This window comes from Spiroplasma phoeniceum P40, assembly GCF_003339775.1.
Lineage (GTDB): Bacteria > Bacillota_I > Bacilli_A > Mycoplasmatales > Mycoplasmataceae > Spiroplasma > Spiroplasma phoeniceum.
In genome coordinates this window covers 926,908-949,532 of sequence record NZ_CP031088.1, presented here as the reverse complement: position 1 = coordinate 949,532, position 22,625 = coordinate 926,908, and the positions used below count along the sequence as shown (strand labels likewise).

The window sequence follows — 22,625 nt, the reverse complement described above, 5'->3', positions numbered from 1 at the left end:
GAAATATAAAATTAAAATTAATAAATCAAATAACATAACTAGTGTGCCATAGATGAGTTATTCATCTTGTTATATTAGAATTATTTAATTTTACTAAAAAAGATTTTTAAATACCCAGTTTTTCAATCAACTTCTATCCTTGAATTTTCCAAATTATTATAAAGTCAAATTTTTTCTTTGTTTATATACTTAATTTGATTTAATAAAACTTTGTGATTTTCACAAGTTCATAAAATTTTATTTGTTTCAAATTCTTCGGTGATAAATGATGATAATTTATAACAATTAATAACATCACATATTTTTTGTTGTTTAATAATTTTCATTTTTATAAATCAAATTTAATATTAACCATAATAAATATCTTCAAATCATTCTGTTTTTCCGCGATGTTTAACTTTATGAATTCGCTTTGGCATTCCGCATTTACTGCATTTAATCATAATGTTGATTTTTTCCATTTTTAGTTTCTCCAATCTAATATTTAACGATTGATTTATTAATATAACTAAGTGAAACAAAACAAGGACAACACCTTTACTAAGTTAGTATGTGTATTATTTACTAATTTCTTAATTTAATATGGTTTTTTTCAGAAAGGAAACAACTTTTTTATTATTTTAAAAATTATAAATATATAAAGATGCTGTCCTTGTTTTGAATCAATTAGTTATTTTAGGTTTTTTCAAATAAAAAAACCATTTTAGTAAATGGTTTAATTATTCTTATTTAATTTCTTTATATTTTTATACCCTACTTTTTTTTATACAGTCATTATGATTGTATAAATTATTTAAGGGTATTTAGTATATTTAAGAAATTATGGAATAAATAATCCACATACTTAATTTAAAGATACCATGTTTAATTTTATTGTCAACAAATTTTTATATTTTTTTAAATTTAATCACAGCAAAAAATGCATTTTTATTAAAATTATTTAATTTAAAAATAAAATTAATAAAGATGTAAGTTTTGTTGTTCATTTTTATTAAAATTATTATATAAAATACTATTATTTTCTGGTGGTTTTTCTGGTTGTTTAAAATCCTTAATATTATTTCTTAATTTTAGCATACTAGTATTCAATTTATTTTTAACAGTTTTTTTGCTATAAATTCCTTTTTTAGAAAATATGCCCTTACCATAATGGGAAACATCACCCTCCATATGACAACCAATATTATTTCATAATGTTTGATTTTTAATACCCTCTTCGTTATTTTTAATTAAGTTAATTGTTTCTCTTAAAAAATTTTTAGAACTAGGAATAAATGACTCACTTTCTTTTAAACATTGTAATAATTCATAATATTTTCCATTATAAAAATAATCAACAACTTGTTTAAAAGTTTCTTTATTTTCTTTAATTTTTCTTCGGTGGGGTAATAAATCCTTAAATCTTTTTACTAAATGAAATTTGTCTATTGTATAATGAACTTTGTTATTAGGAAAACGATTTGCAATAACTTTTTTAACCCCTTTAATTCAATCTGCTCCATCACCTAAAATCATAATTTCGGTATCATCTTGAATATTATAATTACTTATTATCAAAAGTATTAATTTAACAACAAAACGGGTTAATTTTGTTTTTTTAGAAATATAAATTGGAATATTATCTATTTCGTAAACACCTAACTTATTTGCAATTACATGTCTTTTTTCGGTTGATTTTTCTTGATCATATCCAGTGTGAACGGTAGAAATTAAGGTGTGTTTTTTAATCTTTTTTCCTTCATATCACACTTTCATTTTTAAGTATGTTCCATCCACTTGAATATATAAAGTATGCGGAACATTTATTTTGATATTGGTATCATTAATATAATATTTGTCGTTTGTTGTTGCGTTTTTTATTGTATTTGAAATTGTCATTAAACTAATTTTTGCTTGTTCTAATGCATCTGAAATATCGCGGTATTTTTTATCATCACTTAAAAACAATAAAATTCTTTCTTTGACGTCATTCCCCAGTCTTTGTCATTTTTTAATTCCTAAAAATTTATCTAAAATAAAAATATATTCTTCTTTCCCTGTTATTGGATTAATTTTATAATATCGTCGTCTGCGTAATGTTATTTTACCTTTTAAAGTAATTAATGTTTTTGTTCTTATTTCTTTTACTCGATAATGTTTAAATTTATCATATTTTTGATAATTTTGAAAAATAAGATCATCGTACTTTTCTAACCTATATGCAATTTCTCCAACAGCATATCTATTCAAATCTTCATATGTTTTATTAAAAAAGTTTTCCCCATTAATAATATTATTAATATCCATTTTAAAGTTGTTTCCTTTCTTGATTTAAAAATAAATCATCACACACATTAAAATAAACACCTAAAAAAAGCAAGTTATTTTTAACTTGTTTTTTCAATATTTAATTTTTTTAATATTATTTAATACAATTTTGATACTTTTTTGATAACAAAAACATTATATCTTAATTTAAAATAAAAAAAACAAGATTTTTAATCTTGATTAATTTTTTTGAATATAATCGAATACAACTTTATTATTTAAACCTTTAAATTCAAAAATTATTATATTTTCTTCTTTAACGACTGTGGCAAAAATATTTACAATAATATTGAAAAAAAGTTCTTTGTCTTCTTTTAATTCTTTATAAATTCTATTAATTTTATTAATTTTATTTTTACTTAGAGAATTAAAATTAATTTCTTTTTTTATTCTAGATTCTTCTCAAAATAAGTTTATAAATTTGGCAGCTATATCAATAAATTCTTCATATTCTTTTTTTGCCTCTTCTTTTAATTTTTCTAGTATTTCTAAAAGAGCTAGCCCCTTAACTGATAATATATAACTTTTTTTATAAAGTTGTAAATATTTGTCTATTTTTAAACTCAATGATGGTTTATTTTGAGCCATATTTTATTTCCTTTCTTAAAATTAAAATTGTTGTTTGATAATTGTTAATATATTATCAAAAAAATAAATTTTTATCATTATTCTTTGTATATATTTATATTCATTATATAATTTTTATATAAATAAAATATCAAGAAAGGAGTAGTTTTTTATGAAAAAATGATTAAGTTTTTTAGGAGCAATTACATTATTAGGAACAAACACAACAAGTCTAGTTGCTTGTAATACACCACAATATAACGAAGAAGAATTACAACAACTAAAACAAGAAAACCAAATATACACAAATTGCCAAGAAATAAAAGAAAACTTAGAATGAATTTGTCCACAAGAAAAGCCATTTAAAACAACTGATAATAAATGATATTTTGTAGTGTGGCGTGGTGAAAAAACAGAAGAATGAAAAATTACAAAATTTCAAAATAACATAAATGTAAATTCGTTAACAAATACAATTGATAATATAAAAAATGAATATTATTTAAATTTAGGTAGTTATTTAGGTATTCGAAAAATTACTTTATTTGTATATAAACATGGTTTTACTGGCTTTGCAGAATTATGAGAAAATAACAATCTTATTAAATCAGTTTATCGTTGAAATGGTGATGAGCAAAAATTACCTGATTTAATTGTTGATAATAATGGCAATGTAAAAGTTAATAGTGAATAAAAAAGCAATTTAGTAAAAATTGCTTTTTTAATTTATTTAATTTTCTTTTTCATCATCTTTTTTAATTATGTCATTAATATTATCTTCTTTATTTTCATCTAACAAAATACATTCATTATTAATTTTTTCTTTTAATTTTAGCATTAGTTTATTAATTTCAGTGAATAAAATTGGCAATCCCAATGTTAAACCGTGAACTATTCAATATGCTAATCGTAGAAAAAATAACTTAGTCTTTTTCTTTTTCATTTTTATTACCATCCTTATTTTTTTGTCTGATATTTATTTTATTGTTATTAGCAAGTTTGTTATTTATGATTGTAATAACATCTAATTTTGTATTAATATTATTAATTTCAATTTTAATATCATTTATTTTTTCTTTTAATTCTTTATTTTCATCTCTAATTTTTTGTTGTTTTTTACTCAAAATAGTTGCTGTTATGCCGGTTGTTCCACCAGTAAAAAGTGATATAACCAAAACAATAATTTCTAAAATAGTTTCACTCATTTTTTATTCTCCTTATTATCAAATTAATGGTTCTCAACTTCCAAACGATAGCAAACCAATAGCGGCTGTTGTCACAATACCACGCTGGGCTTTATCTCATGTTTTAAAATCTTTTCATACCCAAAATTTAATCATCCCACCATCATATTTTAATATTGGTGATCATTCTTCTCCACCATTTCAACGATAAACTGATTTAATAAGATTGTTATTTTCTCATAATTCTGCAAAGCCAGTAAAACCATGTTTATATACAAATAAAGTAATTTTTCGAATACCTAAATAACTACCTAAATTTAAATAATATTCATTTTTTATATTATCAATTGTATTTGTTAACGAATTTACATTTATGTTATTTTGAAATTTTGTAATTTTTCATTCTTCTGTTTTTTCACCACGCCACACTACAAAATATCATTTATTATCAGTTGTTTTAAATGGCTGTTCGTCTGGTGTCATTTCTTTTAATCTGCTTTTGACATATTTGACGCTGCTTTCTATTTTGTAGGGCATTTCTCTAATTCTTTTGTCTAGTTGTGCTGTTTTTTGATCCATTTTTTCCATTTCTTTGGTTCATTTTTTATTGAATTCTTCTTTTTTTTCTTGGGCATATTCACAAAAATTAATAAAATTGCTAGGGTCTTTGATTGATTGATAACGAATGGGAACTCGTGCGGTATATTCTCAATTAAAGGATTTTATTTTTTCGCCTTTTAGGGGTAAATTAAAACTAAGGATAGGGAATTCATAAATTCCGTCTTTATGTCTTGTGTTTAAGTTATCTTGGGTTAATCTTCCTTTGTCTGTTCATACAAAATATTCGCTAGCACATTTATTTTGATAAATTGCTCGGTATTTAAAATCATTTACTTGATTAATGTTATCGATTATGGCTGTTGCTATTGTTTTTGAATTATCGTTTCAAGTCATGGCACTTTTAATATTTTTTCATGGTTTGTTTTCTTCTTCGTTGGTTTTTTCAAAATAGAATTTATTGTCAATTCCGCTTGGTTCAACTTCGTCAATTTTAGTGTTAATGGGGCATTGTTCTAATAATTCTGTTAATTTTTCAATTTGTTCGCTTTTGTTTTCTCCTAAACTTTCAATAAAATTTTTATTAATATATTGGTAGTTTTCATCTTGGTTGTCTATATCGGGGATTGGATATACTAATGGTGCTTTTGACATATCTATTTTAATTGTTAAAAATATTGTTGTTGTTGTTTCTGCTTCGTTTTTTGCATAGGGAATTAAGTCGTTGATATCGTTTGTGGTGTTGTTTTCTACTTTAATCATTCTTCCGCAAATGCTTAAGTAAAAAAATGGTATTTCTTTGTTTCCTTTTTTTGTTTTTATTTTTACTTGAATTCCGTTGTCTTCATATTTGAATTCTGCTTCCAAGTTTTCTTGTTCGCCAAATCCGTAAAATAAAAAACCAGTTGAATTGTTATCACATAGTTTTAACATTTCTTCGTTATAATTATCGCTATTGCCTAATAAGTTTATAGCGTTTTTATTGCTTAATTCTTTATTAGCATAGTAGGGGATTGTTTGGTTTCTTAATAAAAAATCGTAATATATTGCTTGGTCGCGGTCTGTTAAATAATCTTCTGTATTGTCAAATGTTATAAATCTAAATGCCATTTTTTTGCCTCTCTTTTATAAATATTTTTTTTCTAATTTGTTAGATGTTTTATCTCATTCACTATGTAATGCGTTATTAGCAATCATTTTTTTATTCATTGTTTCTTTAATGTTGTTAAAATTATTGTTTAGATTGTTGTTTATTTTTGTGTGTGGTTTTAAGTCTTCTCAATATTTTTGATTTTCTTTTATATTGTAAATTGTGTTATTTTGTAATTGATAGGTGAATAATTCAATATCATAGCTTCATTCTTCGTTTTTAATATCTTCTCATGATAAATTACTTTCATTTAATAATTCGTTTGTTAGTGTTTTAATTTCATTCTTTTTTGTTCTTAAATTAATATTAAAAATAATTTTTTTAATTGAATTTCCACTGGTTGCTTGTAATTCATATTCTGTATCTTCTTCAATTTCAATAATTCGCCCATAAATTAATATATATGTTTGATTAAAAACAACTTTATTTCCAAGGTGTCTTTTTATTAACTTTTTTTCTTCGTTTAAAAAAATAATATTTTTATCTTTAACAAAAAAACTAGCAAAAAAATCTTGAATAATTCCATCATCACACGCTTCTACATTACAATTAGGAAATGTTTTTAAAACTATTGCCATAATTTAACCACCTTATTATTTTCATTATTATCTAACATAAAAAATCACCAGCCTTAACAATAATAATTAACCCCATCATTTATTGTCGTCGTGATGATACCGTCATTAAAAATATTTGTCAAATAAAAAAAGACAATTTATATTGTCTTTAAAATAATTTATGTTATAATATATACAAATTTGTACTTATTCAGTCGTAACAAATTCCTTAAATATTATGTGAATAATCTTCTTGTCTGCCTGTTTGTGGTTGTCTAGGGGAACTCGGTTATGAGTTAAATTCATTCAAGTAGTTCAACATTATTTATTTACTATAATACGACTGAATAAATACAAATTTTTTTAATTTTAATAATTATAATTAGTATTGTTTAATTTTCAATAAGTAATAATTATTACTTATTATCGTGATGATACCGTCATTAAAATTATTTGTCAAATAAACAAATAAAAAAATAGATATTAAATCTCTTTTTTATTTAAAAATTTATTTTTTTTATTTTTATTTTATTTTTTTGTTTTAATTCTTTAATTTTATTTATTAAATTAATTTCAAAGAACTCACTATCCATTTTAAATTTAAATTCAACTTCTTCAAATTCATTAAAATCTTCTATTGATAATAAGTATATCTGATCACACTTAATATATCCATCTTTAACATTTCCATGTTTTAATGAATAATCTAAATTTTCTATTTTATTTTTTTTTTCTATTTTATGTTTTTCATCTTTATATGTAGACATTGGTAAAATTGCTATTTCAGATTCATAATAACCTAAAATACACATATATCTGTTTTCTAAAATAAAATTATCTATTGAACGAAATTTTTTTCCAATATGAATAATTCCACCTATGATGATATTTTTAATACTAATCATACCGTATTGTACTTAAATCTAATAATGTATAATTTTTTATTCCTAATAATTTAAATAAATCATTTTTAGAGTAATAATTTATAATTTTTTCATCACTAATATTTTTATTTTTTGGGGTTTCTTTTCATGGATCACATTCATGTGAAAAATCAATTAGTTTAGTTGTTGAAAATTTATTTAATTCAAATAATAATGAATCTAATTCTATTTTTTCTAAATTAGTTATTTTATTCAATTTTACTTTGTTTTTTGGAACTTCAATAGGTTTGTCTCTATATTTTTTATATTTACTATAAATGTTTTTAATTACTGGTCCTAGATCTCATCTTTCAAATTTATCATTAAAAAGTTTTTGTTGTTTGTTAACTAAAAAATATACATATATAAAATAAAGACTTTTTTGCAATTTTAATTGTGTAATTTCACATTTATGTTCAACACCGTTATTAATTTCATAAATACGCTGTATTATGTATTCGCTTAATTTATATGCTTTCATTTTTTTATTTCCTTTCTGATAAATATAATTAATTATATAATAAAAATAAAATATTGTTGCATATATTTTAATTTAATTAAATAAAAAAAGAGATATTAAATCTCTTTTTTGTATTGCTTAATAACTATTATATCTAGTTTTCATTCAATAGTTAATTTAAGGGTTAAAAAATAAGTAAAATCCCTTTTGGTTTACGAGTAAAAGCAATAGAACACCATAGATATTCTTACAACTAGAAACATAACTTATTTGTGGTGATGATACCGTCATTAAAAATATTTGTCAAATATATAATAAATGAAAATTTGTATATATAATACCATATTTTTTTATTTTTCCTTTAATTTTATAAAAACATGCTATAATTAAATAGCAAGTGATGTTGCGAGTTATTCTAGGTTCTACTTGCAAGTTTAAATAAAGAAAAGAAACCTTGCCAGTCAATAGTCTGTGCAATACTATAAATAAAAAAAAGAGATTTAATATCTCTTTTTTTATATTTACTTTTTATTAAATGGCGAAACAGGAGAGACTCGAACTCTCACATCGGTTACCCGACCTAACATCTTAGCAGGATGTCCTCTTGTCCAATTTGAGTACTGTTCCATATAGAAATACTAAAAATGTCATTTATAGTAAATCATTTTAATATTTACCTATATTCTTTCTATTTTTTCTCATTAATTATATAAAATATAATTGCTTGTAAATACCTTTATTACTTGTTTTAAGGGGCATATTAGTTAATAAATGTTAAAACTTACTTCATAATCTTACTTGGCCGAATATTAGAGTAATTGTGTTTTTATTGCTTTCTAAAATTATCCCAGATAAAATGCTGTTATATTCTTTATTGTTAAATAATAGGGTAAATTTATCTCTTAATTGTAAATTGTTTAAATTTAAAATATTGTTATCTTTTGTGATATCAAATTTTATGAGGTGTGAGTATTCACTTAACTTAAATTCTTGATTGCTAATAGTTATAATATTTTCTAAGGTAAAGTCTTTTTCTTCTAATTCATAAATTTTATTTTTTATTAAATTATTTTGTAAATTATTATTATTATTTTCATCATAAGAGATTGTATTATTTTTTAATAAGTTTGCTCTTGTGTAACTGCTTGAGTTGTTTTTTTGGTAAAAATCAATTCTGTTGATACTTTTTTGGTTTAATTCTTCAATTTCTATATTTGTAATACATTTAATATTATCTTTTACTTTATAATTATTTAATTTGATATCTTCTTGTCCATCTTTGCAAATGTCACAATTTAAAAAAAAATTTTTTAAATCAATATTAAATTTTAAAAATATATTTGTTATTTTAAATATTTTGTTAATAAATTGATAACAATTAAATTCTTTTTCTTCATTTTCTTCAAAAAATTTAGGATTATTATTATTTTCATCATTAATTTTTTTATTAAGTTTAATAAAGGGAAGGTTTTTATAAATAATTTTTATTAAAGTAAGAAAAATATATCAACTTTTATTTTTATATATGTTGTAAATTTTAAAATCAAAAATAGATTCAATATTTTTAGTAGTAAAGGTATATAAATTTTCATCTTTGTTTTTTTCAATATGAGTAATAATTCCAATATATAATTGATTTTCATTATTCAAAATACAAACAATGTCTTCAATTTCAACATTAAGATTATAATAATTATAAGCATTAAAAGTTGATAGTTGCGGGGTATAAATATCTAAAAATATCTTATAATTTTCAACAATACAATTATCTTTATAAAATAAAGATCCTTTTTCAAAATCAACTCCAAATATAATTAATTTAGTTCTATTATCTTGATAAATATTTTTATCTTTTTTAATTTCTAATTTTAATAATTCATCTCTTGCTTTTTGTCTTGCTTTTTCTTCTGCTTCTTGTTGTGCTTTATTAATTTCAAGCACAATATTAGATAATTCATCAAGATAATCAATCATTAATTTATAATCAGGAATTTGTAATAATCATTCGGCATGTTGAGGATTTAATTTTACAGCTTCATCAAAATTAATTTTTTCGTCATTAATTTCTTTTGTTAATTCTGATATTTCTTCTTTTAATTCTTGGATTTGTTTTACAATTTCTGCATTTAAAGTATTGTTTTTTAATTTATTAATAATTTCTTTTTTATCTTCTCTAATTGCAATTATTTCGTCACTTCAGTATCTTTTTGTTGAACTTCCTACACCCATTTAATTTCTCCTTTTTCTAAATTAAAATATATTCTTCAAATTTTTTAATATTAATATTTCCAACTTGTTTGTCTTTTGAAAGGTTAGAAGAATATAAAATATGATAGTTTCCTGGTGGAATTTGAATAAAATTAGTGTATTTAAAATCTTGATATTGATATATGTTGTATGATTTTTCGTTTTTTAAATCAACTTTTATAATGCTTTGAGTTTTTATTCTACTATCTATTATTATTTTTTCATTTTCATTTATTTCAGCATTAATTTTAAGTTCACTTATTACTTTACCATTAATATTTTCTAATTTTAAATATGGGTCTTTTGTGGGGCCATTGATTGTTATTAGAGTATCTGATGCTAAATAACTATTATTACTAATTTTAATTTTTTCATTATATTGATTGGTATATTTAATGCGATTTAACTTAAAATAATATTTTTTATTATGTTCATTGTATCTTTTTCCGCTTGTTTTATTTGGTTTAATTTCAAATAATTTATCTTCTTCTTTTTTTCAGTTAGTTAATTGTTCTAAAATAAAATCAACCTCTAAATCATTATTATTATTCAATTCTGTTTTAATAATACTTTTAATAATTACCTCACAATAATATTCCAATTTTGTTTTTTCATTTATTCAAAAACTATAAAATAATAAAAAGGGGGAAGATTTATTATCTAAATTAATATTTAATTTATTAATAAAATCATTAAATTTACCATAGGGATTTGGGCCTATAAATAATAATTTAAAATTTATTTGATTTAAAGAATGCTTACTATTATTTAAAATAAAATTATTATCGATGTTTAAATAATTATTATCAAAATTAATATTTAATCCATTAAATGATAAAATAATGATATTATCTAAATCACATAAATTAATTAAATTATCTTTACTATTACTAATTTTAAAAGTTCTAAATGGTAAATTATACATATTTTCTCCCTATACTCTATTATTTCATTGCCCTATATATTCGAGTATTTTTTCAGCTCGTTCTTTATCATTTTCTCCTTCAATAATAATTGTTGGTTTAAATTCATTTTTATTTTCAATTTTATTATAGTTATTAGTTTGGCTTTCTTGGTTAATGTTTTGTGGTGGTTTATTAAATTTATTATATAATCATACCCCACCAGCAGCTAAGGCAGACAAACTAACTAAAACACCATAAAGAATTGGGTGCTTTGCCATTCCTAATAAAAGTGTTTTTAATGAACTAATAACATTTATTATTTTTCCAATTGTGTAAACAACAGCCCCCAAACTTGCTGATATTCCCAAAATAATAAAAATAGTTTTTTTGGTTGTATCATTAAACATATTAAAAAAATTTGTTATTCCTTTAATAATTGGTATTAAACTGACTTCTAAAAAAGAAACCAAAGACTCAAACACGGGTAATAGGGCGGATGCTAAATTCATTTTTGTAATATTAATAACATGTTTAAATTCATTTCATTTTTTATTTAATATTGTTGTTTTGTCAACATTTTCATTTGAAACAATACCTAAATCTTTAATGTTGTTTGTCATTTTTTTAATTTCTTCATCTGATAAGGCAAGCATTGGAATAAGGTTTTTTCCTAACTTAGAACCAAAAATATCCATTATTAAATTATTTTTTTCAGTTTCATCACTTATTTGTTCTAATGATTTTTTTAATTCTAAAAAAATAGTTCCTGTATCTTTTAAAGATCCCTCATTATTTTTAATATTAATTCCTAATTTATTAAAAGCTTCTGTTGTTTCATTTGATATTCCATAAGAAATAGCACTAATACCTTGTTGTAATTTTTTAAAACTCTTTTCTAATTCTTCGCTAGTAATTCCAGTTCTTTTTGCAATATAACGAAATATTTGTAAGTTTTCTGCTGTGATACCAATTTCTTTTGATGTTTTTTTAAGCTCACCAGCATATTTGGCGGTATCAACAGTTATTTTTGTTAAAATTCCTTTGATTGCTAAAATGGGTATTGTAATATGTGTGCTTAATTTTTTTCCGATTTCTTGACACTTTGTTCCAAATTCTTCAAATTTTTTAAAGGGAATATTTTTTATTTCTTGGGCAGTATTTTTTAATTTCTCATTAAAGTTGTTTAGACTGCGATTAGATGCATCAATATTTATTTTTGTATATTCATATTCTTTATTTAATTTATTTTGTTTTTGTATTAATTTTTCTTTTTCAGCAGTATCACTTGTTTTTGATAATGCTTCTTGTGTTTCTAAAATGGCTTTATTTAATTGATTATATTTTTCAATTAAAAGTTCTTTTTTTTCTGAAATATTATCAATGATATTTTTATATTCATTAAATTTTTCATTTAAAATATCAATTTCATCACCGTTTTTAAATTTTAAATTATTATCAAAATTTTTTAATTTAGATCCTGATAGTTTTATGTTATCGGCTATTTTTTTAAAATTGTTATTTAATTCTAAAACATTACTATCAAGAGTTATGCTCATTCCTTTAATTTCTTTTGCCATAATTAACTATTCCTTTAAAAAAATTTATTAATATCTTGTTGTGTTGCTAATCTTTTATTTTGATTGTTATAAATTTCTATAATTTCTATTAATGTTTTTAATTTAATATATTTGCTGTCTATAATTGAAAACCCTAAATGACTAAGTCATAGTAATAAGTTAGGAGTAAATTTATTAAATTTATAATCTACTTTTTTGTTAATTCGCCGTATTCCTGTAAATTTTTGTCATTAACACTAGCACCTACAAATTCCATTATTAAGTTATTAATTTCATTAACATTTTCGGTAATTTCTTTAAATGTAATTTTTTTACAAAATTCCTTAAAATCTTTAAATTGATTTTCATCAGCTGCTTTCGCAAAAGAAAATAATAATTTTAAAATAAATGAAAATTCATATTTGTCTTTTTCTAATTTATTTAACAATTCTCCGTATGAACCAAATAAATCCTCATAAATAATTAATGCATAAGTGCTTATATTAACTTTTAATTTTAAACTTTCTAAATATCTATTCATTTTCGTTTTTTTCTTCTTTTTCTAATTTTGGAACTTGGGAAAAATAGTTATTATAATTATTTTCATTAGCTTTTTTTGTTGTTTTAATTTTAATAACATTATCTTCAATTCGTGGTAGGGCGTTTAATTCAAAAGTATAAGTATCTGGGTTTACATTTTCGGTTTGAGTGTTATGAGTTTGGTTGGGGCGTTTTAAATTAACTCTTAAAAGTCAAATTCTTTTTTCTTCTAAATCACCTTTGATTTCAAACCCCAAAGCAATCTCACTCTTTAAACTAGTTGATTTTTCAATATAATTTCCACTTTTATCTTTTTCAATTCCTAAAATTTCTTGTTCAAAATCATCAGATGGTTTTGCTATTGTTAAACTACCACTATAACCTTGAAAAGAATGTGAAATATAGTATGGTTTATTATCAGCATAAAAGGTATTAGTGTTTTCACTAACATTTAAACTTAAATTTACTGCTCCTAATATTTTTTGTGGGATTGCATATTCTGTTTTGTTTGTTGTTTGATTGTATTTTAATTTTGCATAATGAACATTTTCTAGTCCAAATTCAATAATGTTGTTATTCATTTGTATTTTCTCCTTTTATCTTTTTAGCAACAAAAATATTTCATAAATTACAATATATAAATTTTGTTCGTATAAATAAAACTCTTGTGCCAATTGATAATTTATTTTTTTATTTATTAATTCATTTTCTAGTTTTTCAATTTCATTAAAATTAATTTCATTTTTAAAATTAAAGCAAATTTGGAATGTTTGTCTTATAAAATTATTAATATTATCTGATGAAAAAAAGGTATTATCATTAATTCTATAAAAAGTTATATTATTTTCAATGTTATTGAAATTATCTTCATTAAAATTAAAAAATGTATATTTAATCTTTTTAGTTGGATAAAGTTTTTTTAATAATTCAATAATTAAATTAATATTTTGCTCTCTTTTATTATTAATAATCATCTTAACTAATATTTTAAAATAGTTTCTATTTTTTTAATATATTCATCAATATACTTATTATAAGCATTTCGTAAAAATGGGCGAGGATTAATTTTTTCATTATTTCAATGATTAATATATCCATATTCTAATAAGTGGATTATTTGATATTGTTTAGTGGCATAAATTACACCAATTATTTTATCTTTGGTTAATTTTATTTTAAAAACAAAATAATCTTTTAAATGTCTTCTTTTTGTTAAATGTTTATTGCTAATAGGGCAAGTAATTTTAATTTCTGCCAATATTTTTTCACCTACATTTTTAATTTCTGCTTTTATTTGTTCTTGGATATCATAAGTATATTGTTGGATTGAGTCTGCAACAAAATCAAATATATCAACTACTGAATTACTTTTTTTCATTTTTAACACCTTATCTTAAACTTAAAAATAGTTCTAAAAATCCATCTTGTCTGTCATAAGTTCTAATAATTTCATATTCTTGTCAATTATTTTGATATTTATAATCAATTAAAATAAATTTTTCATTATCATACATATATTTATCTATAAGTAATTTTATTTCTAATTTTATGCCCGCCATTCTAGCGGTGTAAAAATCATTAGCATAAATTGATTTAATATCACAAAATACTTGTTTTTTATTTTTAGTTATTTTTTTATGACTTAATGGATTTTCGTCATCTTCTTTATCAATTAGAAAAGCGTAATCATTTAATAAAATTAAATTATCTTTCATTTTTATTTTTTTCTAGTTTTTTAATATCTTTTAATTTCTTTTTTAATTCTGTGAGTTCTTTTTCTAATTGATATATAGTTGTTTGTGGATAATTAGCATATTTATACATTAATTGTTGAATATTATAGTTAAGAATAGTATAAAATTTTTCTCCAATTAATTCTCGCCCTAAATTTTCCTTAACATAAATAGAAATAATATTTTTTATTTGTTCATCATTTGCTTCCTCAATAATTTTAAAAGGAAGACCTGAATTTATTAAAATATTTTTTGATGATTGAATTAAAGTTTTTATTTCTTCATCAAATAAATTATGCTGAATTCGTAAACTTAATTTAACAAAATTTAATAAGTCCATATTGATCCTCCTTTATTTTTAAATTACTCAGGTTGGAAATTTACAAAAGCATTTTTTTCAACAACTTTCCCGTCTAAAATGGCTGCTCCCACATAAGTATGTAAAAGTTTTTTAATTCCGATATGTTCAGAATATCTTAGAGTTAAAGACTCTTGGAAATTTACATAATAAGTGTTTAATTTTCCAAAAGAAATGCAATTATTTTTATTTGTTTTAGAAAATGTAGGATATGTGTCTGTTAAAACAACATCATAACCTAAGATTTTGTTAGTAACTCCATCTGAACTTATATTGTGGTTTCAAATAGGGCGATCATTTTTATCTTTAATATTTTGAATAGTTCAGAATGTTTCGTTATTCATTACAAATTTAGCACCATTTGAATATCCTAATTTTAATGATTTAATCATTTCAATAATAGCATCGTAATTTAATTCTTTAATTTTTACACTTTTAATGCTTGTATCTGATAATATTCCAGTTGGTTGACCTTTTCCAGTTCCAGTGGCGATTGATTGTTCAATACCCTCTTTAATTCTGTTTGTAATTACTCTAATTACAAAAGCTTCAAAATCTTCAATCGTCATAAATCTTGTAGTTTCTGAAAATTCAAGCGAAGTGGCAATAATGTGACCATCAAATTTAATACTATCTAAGTTTGATTCTCCTTTTACTTCTTGCCCCTCTGTGACAAATTTAGCTGCTGTTGAATCTTTTTCATACGCAATATCTAATTTTCCTCGGTGTTCTAAAATAGTTATTTCATTAATTAAATTAGAAGTTAATTTAATTTCATTTAAGATGTTTTTTCATATTGTAGTAGGTACAAGCGGACTCGCATCTTCATTTCCAGTTGGATTTGTTCCAACTTGTAAGAATTTTGTTTCTTGTGGCGTTAATTGTTGTCTTTGCATATTTTTTAATCATGCATTTTTATATTCTCTTGTATCTAAAATATCTTTTTGATTATAGATAGTTTTAATTTCCATTTGTTCTGTTCCCCTTAATGTTTGTAAAATTGTGCTATTTCCGTTTTCAATATTTTTAATATTTTTTTCTAAATATTCATTTCTTATTTTTTGAGTTTCTGTAATTTCTTCATTTAATTTTTTAATTGCAGTTAATAACTCTTTTTGTTCTTGTAATTCTTTATTAGATAAATTATTTTTCTTTAATTCCATATTTTCTAATTGTTCTTTTTTTTCTTCTAATTCATTGTTGGAATCAATAATTTTGTCATTTAATTCTTTTAAATTCACTTTTTCCATGTTTTTTTCTCCTTTGATATTTTTAATTTCTTGTATTTTACTCTGTGGATTTGCTCCTAATGGAACCAAAGAAATTTCGTCAACTTCAATTTGTTTTAAATAACGAACAACTTGGCCGTTTATTTCTGTTGGTTCTGATTTTAAAATACGATATCCTATACTTAACTGCATTGGTCTATTATCTTTTTGCATTTGTTTAGCAATTTCGTAAGTTTCTTTTCCATAATTAGTATTAGTATATATTTTAATTTTTGCCCATAATCCGTCTTTTCGGTTTTCTAAATCTGCAACACCCAAAATTTTTTCGTGATTATGAGATAAAAACACTGGCACAGTTTTACCATTTTTTAAATCATTTTCAAAACTTTTGTAGTCAGTAATGTCATTGTGATAATCAACTACATCATATTTATTTGCTATTCCGATAATTTCGTTTGTACTAAATTTATCTTCTTTTATTTCTTTTATTTTTTTTATATTAAAATCAATTTTTTTAGTAATTTCATTATTAATAATTTTATTGTTGTCCATTGTTTTCTCCATTTTTTTCATCATCTATTTTTCCATAATTTCAATTTAAAAAGGTATCTCCTCCCTCATAAGGATCTAAACCAAATAATAATTTTCTTATTTCATTTGGGTTTATTGCACCAAGTTCAACACCTTTTAAACTATTTGATAAGTTTAATATTATTAATCTACTATCTAATACAAACTCAAAATATTGCCCTAATTCTAATTCTTTTTTAGTAAAAATTTTAAAGGTAAATTCTTTTTCTAATTGTCTTAAAACTGGATGAATTACAGTAGATAAATAACTTAAAAATTGTTCTGAATTATAAGTCCCTTTAACAATCTCGGGTGCTATATTAAAAAATTTATAAATTAAATTTTCAGAATATTCATTTTGTTCTTTACTAAACTTTGATATATTACTATCAATTTTTTTAAAATCTTGTCCATAAGATAAATATGCAACTCTTTTATTACTAAAATTGGTATTTTTAAAATTAATATCTTCAACTGGTAAAACTGGCAACATTTGGGATCTCTCTTGGTTAAACTGCGTAGGAGCACCAGTTGGCCCCAGTGGCATATTTGTGGTAATTATCCCCATTAAAGAATTTGTTTCTTTAAAATTGTTAATAATAGAGTTTGTCATTTCTTCTAATATTCTTTTACTTGGTTCAAGCGAATTATTAGGATTATCCCCTAAGAAATTTTTATTATAAAATTTCCGTAGATGAATTATTTGAGAATACGGTAATATCTCAAATGCATTATTATTTTGATAAAATCTTATAAATAATTCATCATCCTTAGACAATAATTCAATAGTACTGTATTCGATTGGAATTAAAGAAATGATTTTATCATTAATATCTTTTTCTATTTTAATAAAAACATTCCCTTGCAAAAATAAATTAGTAATTATCTTATAATAAAAATCATAACTACTCATTAAATTGTTTGGTCTCAAATTTAATAAATAGTCAAAATTAGATTTTTTTATTTTTTCATTTTGGCGATATGTATTAACTGATACTTGTGCTATATCAGTAGCAATCCGATTAATTGTGCTTTTAATTACATCAATTTGATAATTATTCTGAAAATTAGTAAAAAAGTCTTTTCATTCAAACTTAACAATATCAACTTGAGAATTTTTAGGCGTTTTATTTACATCATCATTATTATTATTTTCTTTATTTTTTTTATATCAAAACATAATCACCAGCCTTAACAATAATAATTAACCCCATCATTTATTGTCGTCGTGATGATACCGTCATTAAAATTATTTGTCAAATAAAAAAAGACAATTTATATTGTCTTTTAAAATTAATGATGATATTATTTTATTAGTAATGTACATACTCCGTAAAAGGGGTTGATAAATTGGACATTCCAAGTATTATTTTAATTTTAATTATAATTACAATTATTATTTTAATTTTAAAAAACAAATAAAAATAAAAAAATTAGTTTTTATTCCAGATAAAAACTAACTTTAAATATAAGAAATTAATAAAAAAGTATGTACATTACTTTTTTTAATTTTATTTTTAAATAAAATACAGTGAGCTTTATATGTTATGTCTATTTAATATATAATCTTAAAACTTTGTATTCTATTAAAAATAATGTATATAGAAAAATAAATAATTCATCTACTACTTTCTATATACTTTTATTATAAATTAATAAATTAATTTATCAATAGAAATAAAAAAGTTTTTTTCAATAAGTAATAATCATTACTTATTATCGTGATGATACCGTCATTAAAATTATTTGTCAAATAAAAAAAACAATTTATAAACAAATAATAAAGGTATTTACAAACAATTATATTTATGTATAATATACTTAATCCTCAGGTTAGACTGTTGGAGGCTCGCTTGCTGAAATGCAGGTGTACATATTGGGGCTGTATAGCCCTTTTACTTTATTAATTAATAATAAAATAATTAAATTAGAACGGATATAAAAATAATGGATATGCTAAAAAAAATAAATAAAAATAGAATTAGAAATAAATGATATTCAAAAATAGTATTTTTTTTAAGTTATGCTGAATATGATAAGGAACAAAATTATTGATGGACATGAAAAGATAATTTATTTGATAGTCATACAAGAAAACAAATAATTGTTCCTTTACTAGAAGAAATTAAACGAATAAATCCTGAGTCAAAAAGAAGTAGAAAAGCTTTAAAAATTGATTATTATATTTTAATAAAAGCAATTAATTTTTGACGTAATAATTATGAAAGAAAATGAATAAAACAAAATATAGATATTGAAGAACTAAAAGTTTATAGATGTGAATACTATAATCCAAAATGTAGTGAGGTTGAATATAGGCCATGTATTTTTAAAAAAATTAATAATTTTAGTAGTAAGGTTATGATTTTTTATTTTTCTAGCAGAGATAAACCATGAAATAGAAAAAATGGTGTAAAAATTAAAGAAATGTATAATAATGATAATGCTAATTCTTTTTTTATTAATACATGAACTAAAATTAAAAATATAAATGAAATAGTAATACTAGATTATTACAATAAAAATAAAAGTATTTATATAGAAGAAAAAACATTTTATCAAATGTTATCTAATTTATATAATTCTTTACAAAAAAAACATATTAATAACGAAGAATTTACAAATTTAAAAAAATACAATTCTATAATAAGAAATTGAAAAAAACAATATAAATCAGTAATATAAAAGTTAAGGATGAATAGAAAAAGAGATTATTAAATCTCTTTTTTATTTTTGAGAATATATTTTATATAATTCAATATAAATTCGGTCTTTATTATCGCGAAAGATTTTATAAGCAAATAGAAGAGCAATAAATCCGTCAATTCGTTTGTTTTTTGATCTTTTAATTGGCATCATATTTTCTTTTTCTTCATCAATAAGAACATCAACATTATTAAAGTGTAATTTTAATAAAGGGTTTTGATTAAAAACAAATTTATTGTCATCAAATTCTAATTTAAGGGCTTTTATAATTGGGCTAATTGTTCTTACTCCAAATCTAATTAAATTATTTATAAGATAAAATCCTGCATTATCTAAATGTTGTTTTAAAAGATATGAGTTAAAAGTATCATATCCTATACCATAACAAATTAAATTATATTTTTTCATTATATTTATAATATAATTAACAATTTCACTAATATTGATTTCTTCTCCTTTGCATAATGTTAATATTCCTTGTTCTTGGTAAAGTTTATATGGAATTTTATCTTCTGTTGTTTTTTCAATTATTCTTGCTTCTGGCATAAAAAATTGTGATAATAATATAAATTCATTTGTGTCTAAATTTGGGATTAAAAATACAACTGCACTTAGATCGTTTGTTTTTGATAAATCAATTCCAATAGTACAAATTCTATTTTTTATTAAGTATTCATCGGTATTAATAATTTTATTATTTTTAGTTTCTAAATCTAATCGACTAAAAAGGGCACTATCTAAATTGCTCTTTAAATTACAATGTTTAATTAAAAAATTTGGTTGTTGAGTTGGTGTAATTAATGCTTCTTGTCATTCGGCTTTAAAATTATCAATATATTTAGAAATACCCAAATTTGGATTAGCTTTATAAAGATTGTTAAAATTTTTTCATTCATTTCTTTCATCAAGTTCATAAATTCAAGGTAAAAATTTATTATCTTTTATTGTGTTTTCTAAAACTTTCTCAGCATAAGAATATCTTTCATCGAAAATATTTTCTCTAATAGATCCATTGGTTGTTATTAATAACATTAAATAATCTTTTCTTTTTGCGGTTGCTGTTCGCATAACATCATAAATGTCACGCTTTTCCATCATTGCTACTTCATCTAAAACAACAAAATAGGGGTTTAAACCATCTAATGTTTTTGTTTCTGATGATAGTGGTTGAAAAAAAGAATTATTATGTATAAACTCTATTTTATCTCGCTTAACTTTTAAAATTTTATTTAAGTTAGGATTAATAAAAATCATTCGTCGCATTTCTTCATAAACTCTTTTTGCTTGATCTCGTTTGGTTGCAATAGAATAAAGTTCGGCATTTGCTTCATTATCTAAAATTAAACTTTTTAAAGCGATTGCAGAAGCAAGGGCGGTTTTTCCATTTCCTCTTCCGACAATTAAGAGTGCTTCTTTAAATCTTCTTAAATTTGTTTTTTTATCATAAAAACCATATAATGCTTCTAAAAATGCTTTTTGCCATAATTCTAATTTAAAATTTTGTTTATTATATTCTCCAGTTGTATGAAAGCAAGATTTTTCAATAAAGCTAATTGTTTTATTTGCTTCTTTGTGATTAAAATAATAATCTTTATTTGATTTTAATTCTTTTACTAATGTGGAAACAATTTTTTTAATTTTTATTCCAACTTTATTTTTATTGGAGTTTTTATTTATTCATTCATAATATAGTTCTAAATTTGTTTTTTCATTATTTGCTTGCATTCTTATTTTTCCTCTGAATTATCATATAAATTATTAAAATTAAAAGTATCGGAATTATCTTTTTGATTAGCTATTTTTATTCATTGTTCTATTATTTCATATCCAGCTTTATAATCTTTATATGCTTGTCCATAAGAAATTAAAGCGGGGTGTCTTACTTCTTTTGGTTTTCCGCGATTATTATCGGTTTCAGAAAATAATTTACCGTCATTAATTAAGGTTTGGATTTCATTATTAATGTTATTTAAAGTTAATTTAAGGGTACAAAATTCTTCTAAAAAATCAAGTTTAATAATATCTAAAATAACATTTTTTTCTTTTAAAAATCGTTTATATTTATTTATTAATTTTTCTTTATCTTTTTCTCAATTTAAAAGGTTTTTTTGTTGGTTTAAGTTATTGTTTTCTTTTGTTAAAATGCTTTCATTTTTTGTCAAAAAAGGGGCATTTTTTGTTAAATTTTGGCTATTTTTTGCTTGTTTTTTGTTATTTTTTAACTCATTCATTTATAAAAACTCCTTTATTTACGGGGTTTTTTATTATTTTTAGTATAAAAGTGCGGTTTTTTTCAAAATTAAAAAAAGTGTACACGGAACCCCACCACATCGGAACCCAAAAAGTCCTTATTTTAAAGGACTTATAGGGGGGTATATAAGTAAAATAAAATTAATATTTATATAACTAATTACACCGTGATGATACCGTCATTAAAATTATTTGTCAAATAAAAAACAACAATTAATTTTGTTGTTTTAAATTATTATTATACTAAATGATAAAATAAAACTGCTAATTTAAACTTCTTTTCTGTATCTTGTTTAAATGAAAAATCATAGATAATACAAGAATCATTTAAAAAATTACATTCTTTAATAAAACTTTTATGTTTTTGAATTATTTTAGTTCTTATTTTATTTATAATTGATGATATATTATTTTCTTTTACAAAAATAATTAAAGCCGTTTTTGTATCTCTTCAAGTTAAATAACCTTGTAATTGATCTATTGCTTCTAAAAAGTTTTTTTCTCCTTTTCAAAACTTACATTCAATTATAAAAACATTTTCATTATTATATTTAAGCATTATATTTGTTTTCCCACCTCTATTAAATGACTCGGAAATCACAAATACTTTAAAATTTAAAGAAAGAATTAATAAAATAAAATCTCTAATTGTATTTTCTCTTTTCCCACGATAGCAATTAGGAAGTTCTTTTAACCTTTTTCCTAGTTCATAAATTGTATTTAATATTCCCAAATAATCATCATCTATTATTATTGGTTCTAAATTTGATTTAATAAAAGGTTTTATTTCTTTATTTACTTTTTTCATTTGTATTTTCTCCTTTG

25 protein-coding genes and 1 tRNA gene are annotated in these 22,625 nt (G+C 21.9%); 2 read left to right on the top strand and 24 right to left on the bottom strand.

Annotation, left to right across the window (positions count from 1 at the left end; genetic code table 4):
• Positions 1 to 80: 80 nt before the first annotated feature.
• From SDAV_RS05875 to SDAV_RS05865, 3 genes are all read right to left on the bottom strand, one after another.
• On the bottom strand, positions 81 to 326 hold the full coding sequence (locus tag SDAV_RS05875; protein WP_105298802.1) for a hypothetical protein: 246 nt from the start codon (positions 324 to 326) through the stop codon (positions 81 to 83).
• 631 nt (positions 327 to 957) lie between these two features.
• Positions 958 to 2,286 (bottom strand): Mbov_0401 family ICE element transposase-like protein, encoded by a 1,329-nt coding sequence (locus SDAV_RS05870; protein ID WP_114564904.1) that lies wholly within the window; start codon positions 2,284 to 2,286, stop codon positions 958 to 960.
• 201 nt (positions 2,287 to 2,487) lie between these two features.
• Entirely contained in the window at positions 2,488 to 2,895 is a 408-nt protein-coding gene (locus tag SDAV_RS05865) for a hypothetical protein (RefSeq protein ID WP_114564903.1), read from the bottom strand.
• Between the two features lie 151 nt (positions 2,896 to 3,046).
• Here SDAV_RS05865 and SDAV_RS05860 point away from each other — a divergent pair, with 151 nt between their 5' ends.
• Positions 3,047 to 3,568 carry a lipoprotein gene (locus tag SDAV_RS05860; RefSeq protein ID WP_114564902.1) on the top strand — a complete coding sequence of 174 codons (522 nt, stop codon included), beginning with the start codon at positions 3,047 to 3,049 and terminating at the stop codon, positions 3,566 to 3,568.
• Between the two features lie 36 nt (positions 3,569 to 3,604).
• On the opposite strand, the gene SDAV_RS05855 is transcribed toward SDAV_RS05860, so the two are convergent.
• The 18 genes from SDAV_RS05855 to SDAV_RS05770 form a co-directional block, all read right to left on the bottom strand.
• Complete coding sequence (locus SDAV_RS05855) at positions 3,605 to 3,817, bottom strand: hypothetical protein (protein WP_114564225.1); 213 nt, start codon at positions 3,815 to 3,817, stop codon at positions 3,605 to 3,607.
• Entirely contained in the window at positions 3,798 to 4,079 is a 282-nt protein-coding gene (locus tag SDAV_RS05850; RefSeq protein ID WP_071937173.1) for a hypothetical protein, read from the bottom strand. The genes SDAV_RS05855 and SDAV_RS05850 overlap by 20 nt, the downstream gene beginning before the upstream one ends.
• 15 nt (positions 4,080 to 4,094) lie before the next feature.
• A complete protein-coding gene (locus SDAV_RS05845; RefSeq protein WP_114564901.1) occupies positions 4,095 to 5,726 on the bottom strand; it encodes a hypothetical protein in 1,632 nt (543 codons plus the stop codon).
• Between the two features lie 15 nt (positions 5,727 to 5,741).
• Positions 5,742 to 6,344, bottom strand: a complete 603-nt coding sequence (locus tag SDAV_RS05840; protein WP_114564900.1) for a hypothetical protein — start codon at positions 6,342 to 6,344, stop codon at positions 5,742 to 5,744.
• Positions 6,345 to 6,823: 479 nt separating this feature from the next.
• Positions 6,824 to 7,228 (bottom strand): hypothetical protein, encoded by a 405-nt coding sequence (locus tag SDAV_RS05835; protein WP_114564093.1) that lies wholly within the window; start codon positions 7,226 to 7,228, stop codon positions 6,824 to 6,826.
• Entirely contained in the window at positions 7,221 to 7,727 is a 507-nt protein-coding gene (locus SDAV_RS05830; protein ID WP_114564094.1) for a Panacea domain-containing protein, read from the bottom strand. The genes SDAV_RS05835 and SDAV_RS05830 overlap by 8 nt, the downstream gene beginning before the upstream one ends.
• 515 nt (positions 7,728 to 8,242) lie before the next feature.
• A tRNA-Ser gene (locus SDAV_RS05825) sits at positions 8,243 to 8,333 on the bottom strand.
• A gap of 147 nt (positions 8,334 to 8,480) precedes the next feature.
• The gene (locus SDAV_RS05820) at positions 8,481 to 9,935 is read right to left on the bottom strand and encodes a hypothetical protein (protein WP_114564899.1); all 1,455 of its coding nucleotides are present in this window, start codon (positions 9,933 to 9,935) and stop codon (positions 8,481 to 8,483) included.
• A gap of 16 nt (positions 9,936 to 9,951) precedes the next feature.
• Complete coding sequence (locus SDAV_RS05815) at positions 9,952 to 10,878, bottom strand: phage distal tail protein domain-containing protein (protein WP_114564898.1); 927 nt, start codon at positions 10,876 to 10,878, stop codon at positions 9,952 to 9,954.
• 9 nt (positions 10,879 to 10,887) lie between these two features.
• Positions 10,888 to 12,435, bottom strand: coding sequence for a phage tail tape measure protein (locus tag SDAV_RS05810; protein ID WP_114564897.1), 1,548 nt, complete (start codon positions 12,433 to 12,435; stop codon positions 10,888 to 10,890).
• Between the two features lie 187 nt (positions 12,436 to 12,622).
• Positions 12,623 to 12,955, bottom strand: coding sequence for a hypothetical protein (locus SDAV_RS05805; RefSeq protein ID WP_114564896.1), 333 nt, complete (start codon positions 12,953 to 12,955; stop codon positions 12,623 to 12,625).
• Positions 12,948 to 13,535: a major tail protein gene (locus tag SDAV_RS05800; RefSeq protein WP_114564895.1), complete on the bottom strand. Its 588-nt coding sequence runs from the start codon at positions 13,533 to 13,535 to the stop codon at positions 12,948 to 12,950. Before SDAV_RS05800 ends, SDAV_RS05805 begins: the two co-directional genes overlap by 8 nt.
• A gap of 15 nt (positions 13,536 to 13,550) precedes the next feature.
• The gene (locus SDAV_RS05795) at positions 13,551 to 13,928 is read right to left on the bottom strand and encodes a hypothetical protein (protein WP_071937187.1); all 378 of its coding nucleotides are present in this window, start codon (positions 13,926 to 13,928) and stop codon (positions 13,551 to 13,553) included.
• A gap of 5 nt (positions 13,929 to 13,933) precedes the next feature.
• A complete protein-coding gene (locus SDAV_RS05790) occupies positions 13,934 to 14,332 on the bottom strand; it encodes an HK97 gp10 family phage protein (protein ID WP_071937188.1) in 399 nt (132 codons plus the stop codon).
• Positions 14,333 to 14,342: 10 nt separating this feature from the next.
• Positions 14,343 to 14,669, bottom strand: coding sequence for a hypothetical protein (locus tag SDAV_RS05785; RefSeq protein ID WP_071937189.1), 327 nt, complete (start codon positions 14,667 to 14,669; stop codon positions 14,343 to 14,345).
• On the bottom strand, positions 14,659 to 15,027 hold the full coding sequence (locus SDAV_RS05780; RefSeq protein WP_114564894.1) for a phage head-tail connector protein: 369 nt from the start codon (positions 15,025 to 15,027) through the stop codon (positions 14,659 to 14,661). The genes SDAV_RS05785 and SDAV_RS05780 overlap by 11 nt, the downstream gene beginning before the upstream one ends.
• Before the next feature lie 23 nt (positions 15,028 to 15,050).
• Positions 15,051 to 16,838 (bottom strand): phage major capsid protein, encoded by a 1,788-nt coding sequence (locus SDAV_RS05775; RefSeq protein ID WP_186823327.1) that lies wholly within the window; start codon positions 16,836 to 16,838, stop codon positions 15,051 to 15,053.
• The gene (locus tag SDAV_RS05770) at positions 16,813 to 18,024 is read right to left on the bottom strand and encodes a phage portal protein (protein WP_114564892.1); all 1,212 of its coding nucleotides are present in this window, start codon (positions 18,022 to 18,024) and stop codon (positions 16,813 to 16,815) included. Before SDAV_RS05770 ends, SDAV_RS05775 begins: the two co-directional genes overlap by 26 nt.
• A 767-nt stretch (positions 18,025 to 18,791) precedes the next feature.
• Between SDAV_RS05770 and SDAV_RS05765 the strand changes: the two genes are divergently transcribed.
• The gene (locus tag SDAV_RS05765) at positions 18,792 to 19,529 is read left to right on the top strand and encodes a hypothetical protein (protein WP_114564891.1); all 738 of its coding nucleotides are present in this window, start codon (positions 18,792 to 18,794) and stop codon (positions 19,527 to 19,529) included.
• Positions 19,530 to 19,571: 42 nt separating this feature from the next.
• On the opposite strand, the gene SDAV_RS05760 is transcribed toward SDAV_RS05765, so the two are convergent.
• The 3 genes from SDAV_RS05760 to SDAV_RS05750 all read right to left on the bottom strand — a co-directional run bounded on the left by SDAV_RS05760 (position 19,572) and on the right by SDAV_RS05750 (position 22,608).
• Positions 19,572 to 21,275, bottom strand: a complete 1,704-nt coding sequence (locus tag SDAV_RS05760) for a terminase large subunit (RefSeq protein WP_114564890.1) — start codon at positions 21,273 to 21,275, stop codon at positions 19,572 to 19,574.
• 2 nt (positions 21,276 to 21,277) lie between these two features.
• The gene (locus tag SDAV_RS05755) at positions 21,278 to 21,781 is read right to left on the bottom strand and encodes a hypothetical protein (protein ID WP_114564889.1); all 504 of its coding nucleotides are present in this window, start codon (positions 21,779 to 21,781) and stop codon (positions 21,278 to 21,280) included.
• 257 nt (positions 21,782 to 22,038) lie between these two features.
• Positions 22,039 to 22,608 (bottom strand): hypothetical protein, encoded by a 570-nt coding sequence (locus SDAV_RS05750; protein ID WP_114564888.1) that lies wholly within the window; start codon positions 22,606 to 22,608, stop codon positions 22,039 to 22,041.
• Positions 22,609 to 22,625: the final 17 nt, after the last annotated feature.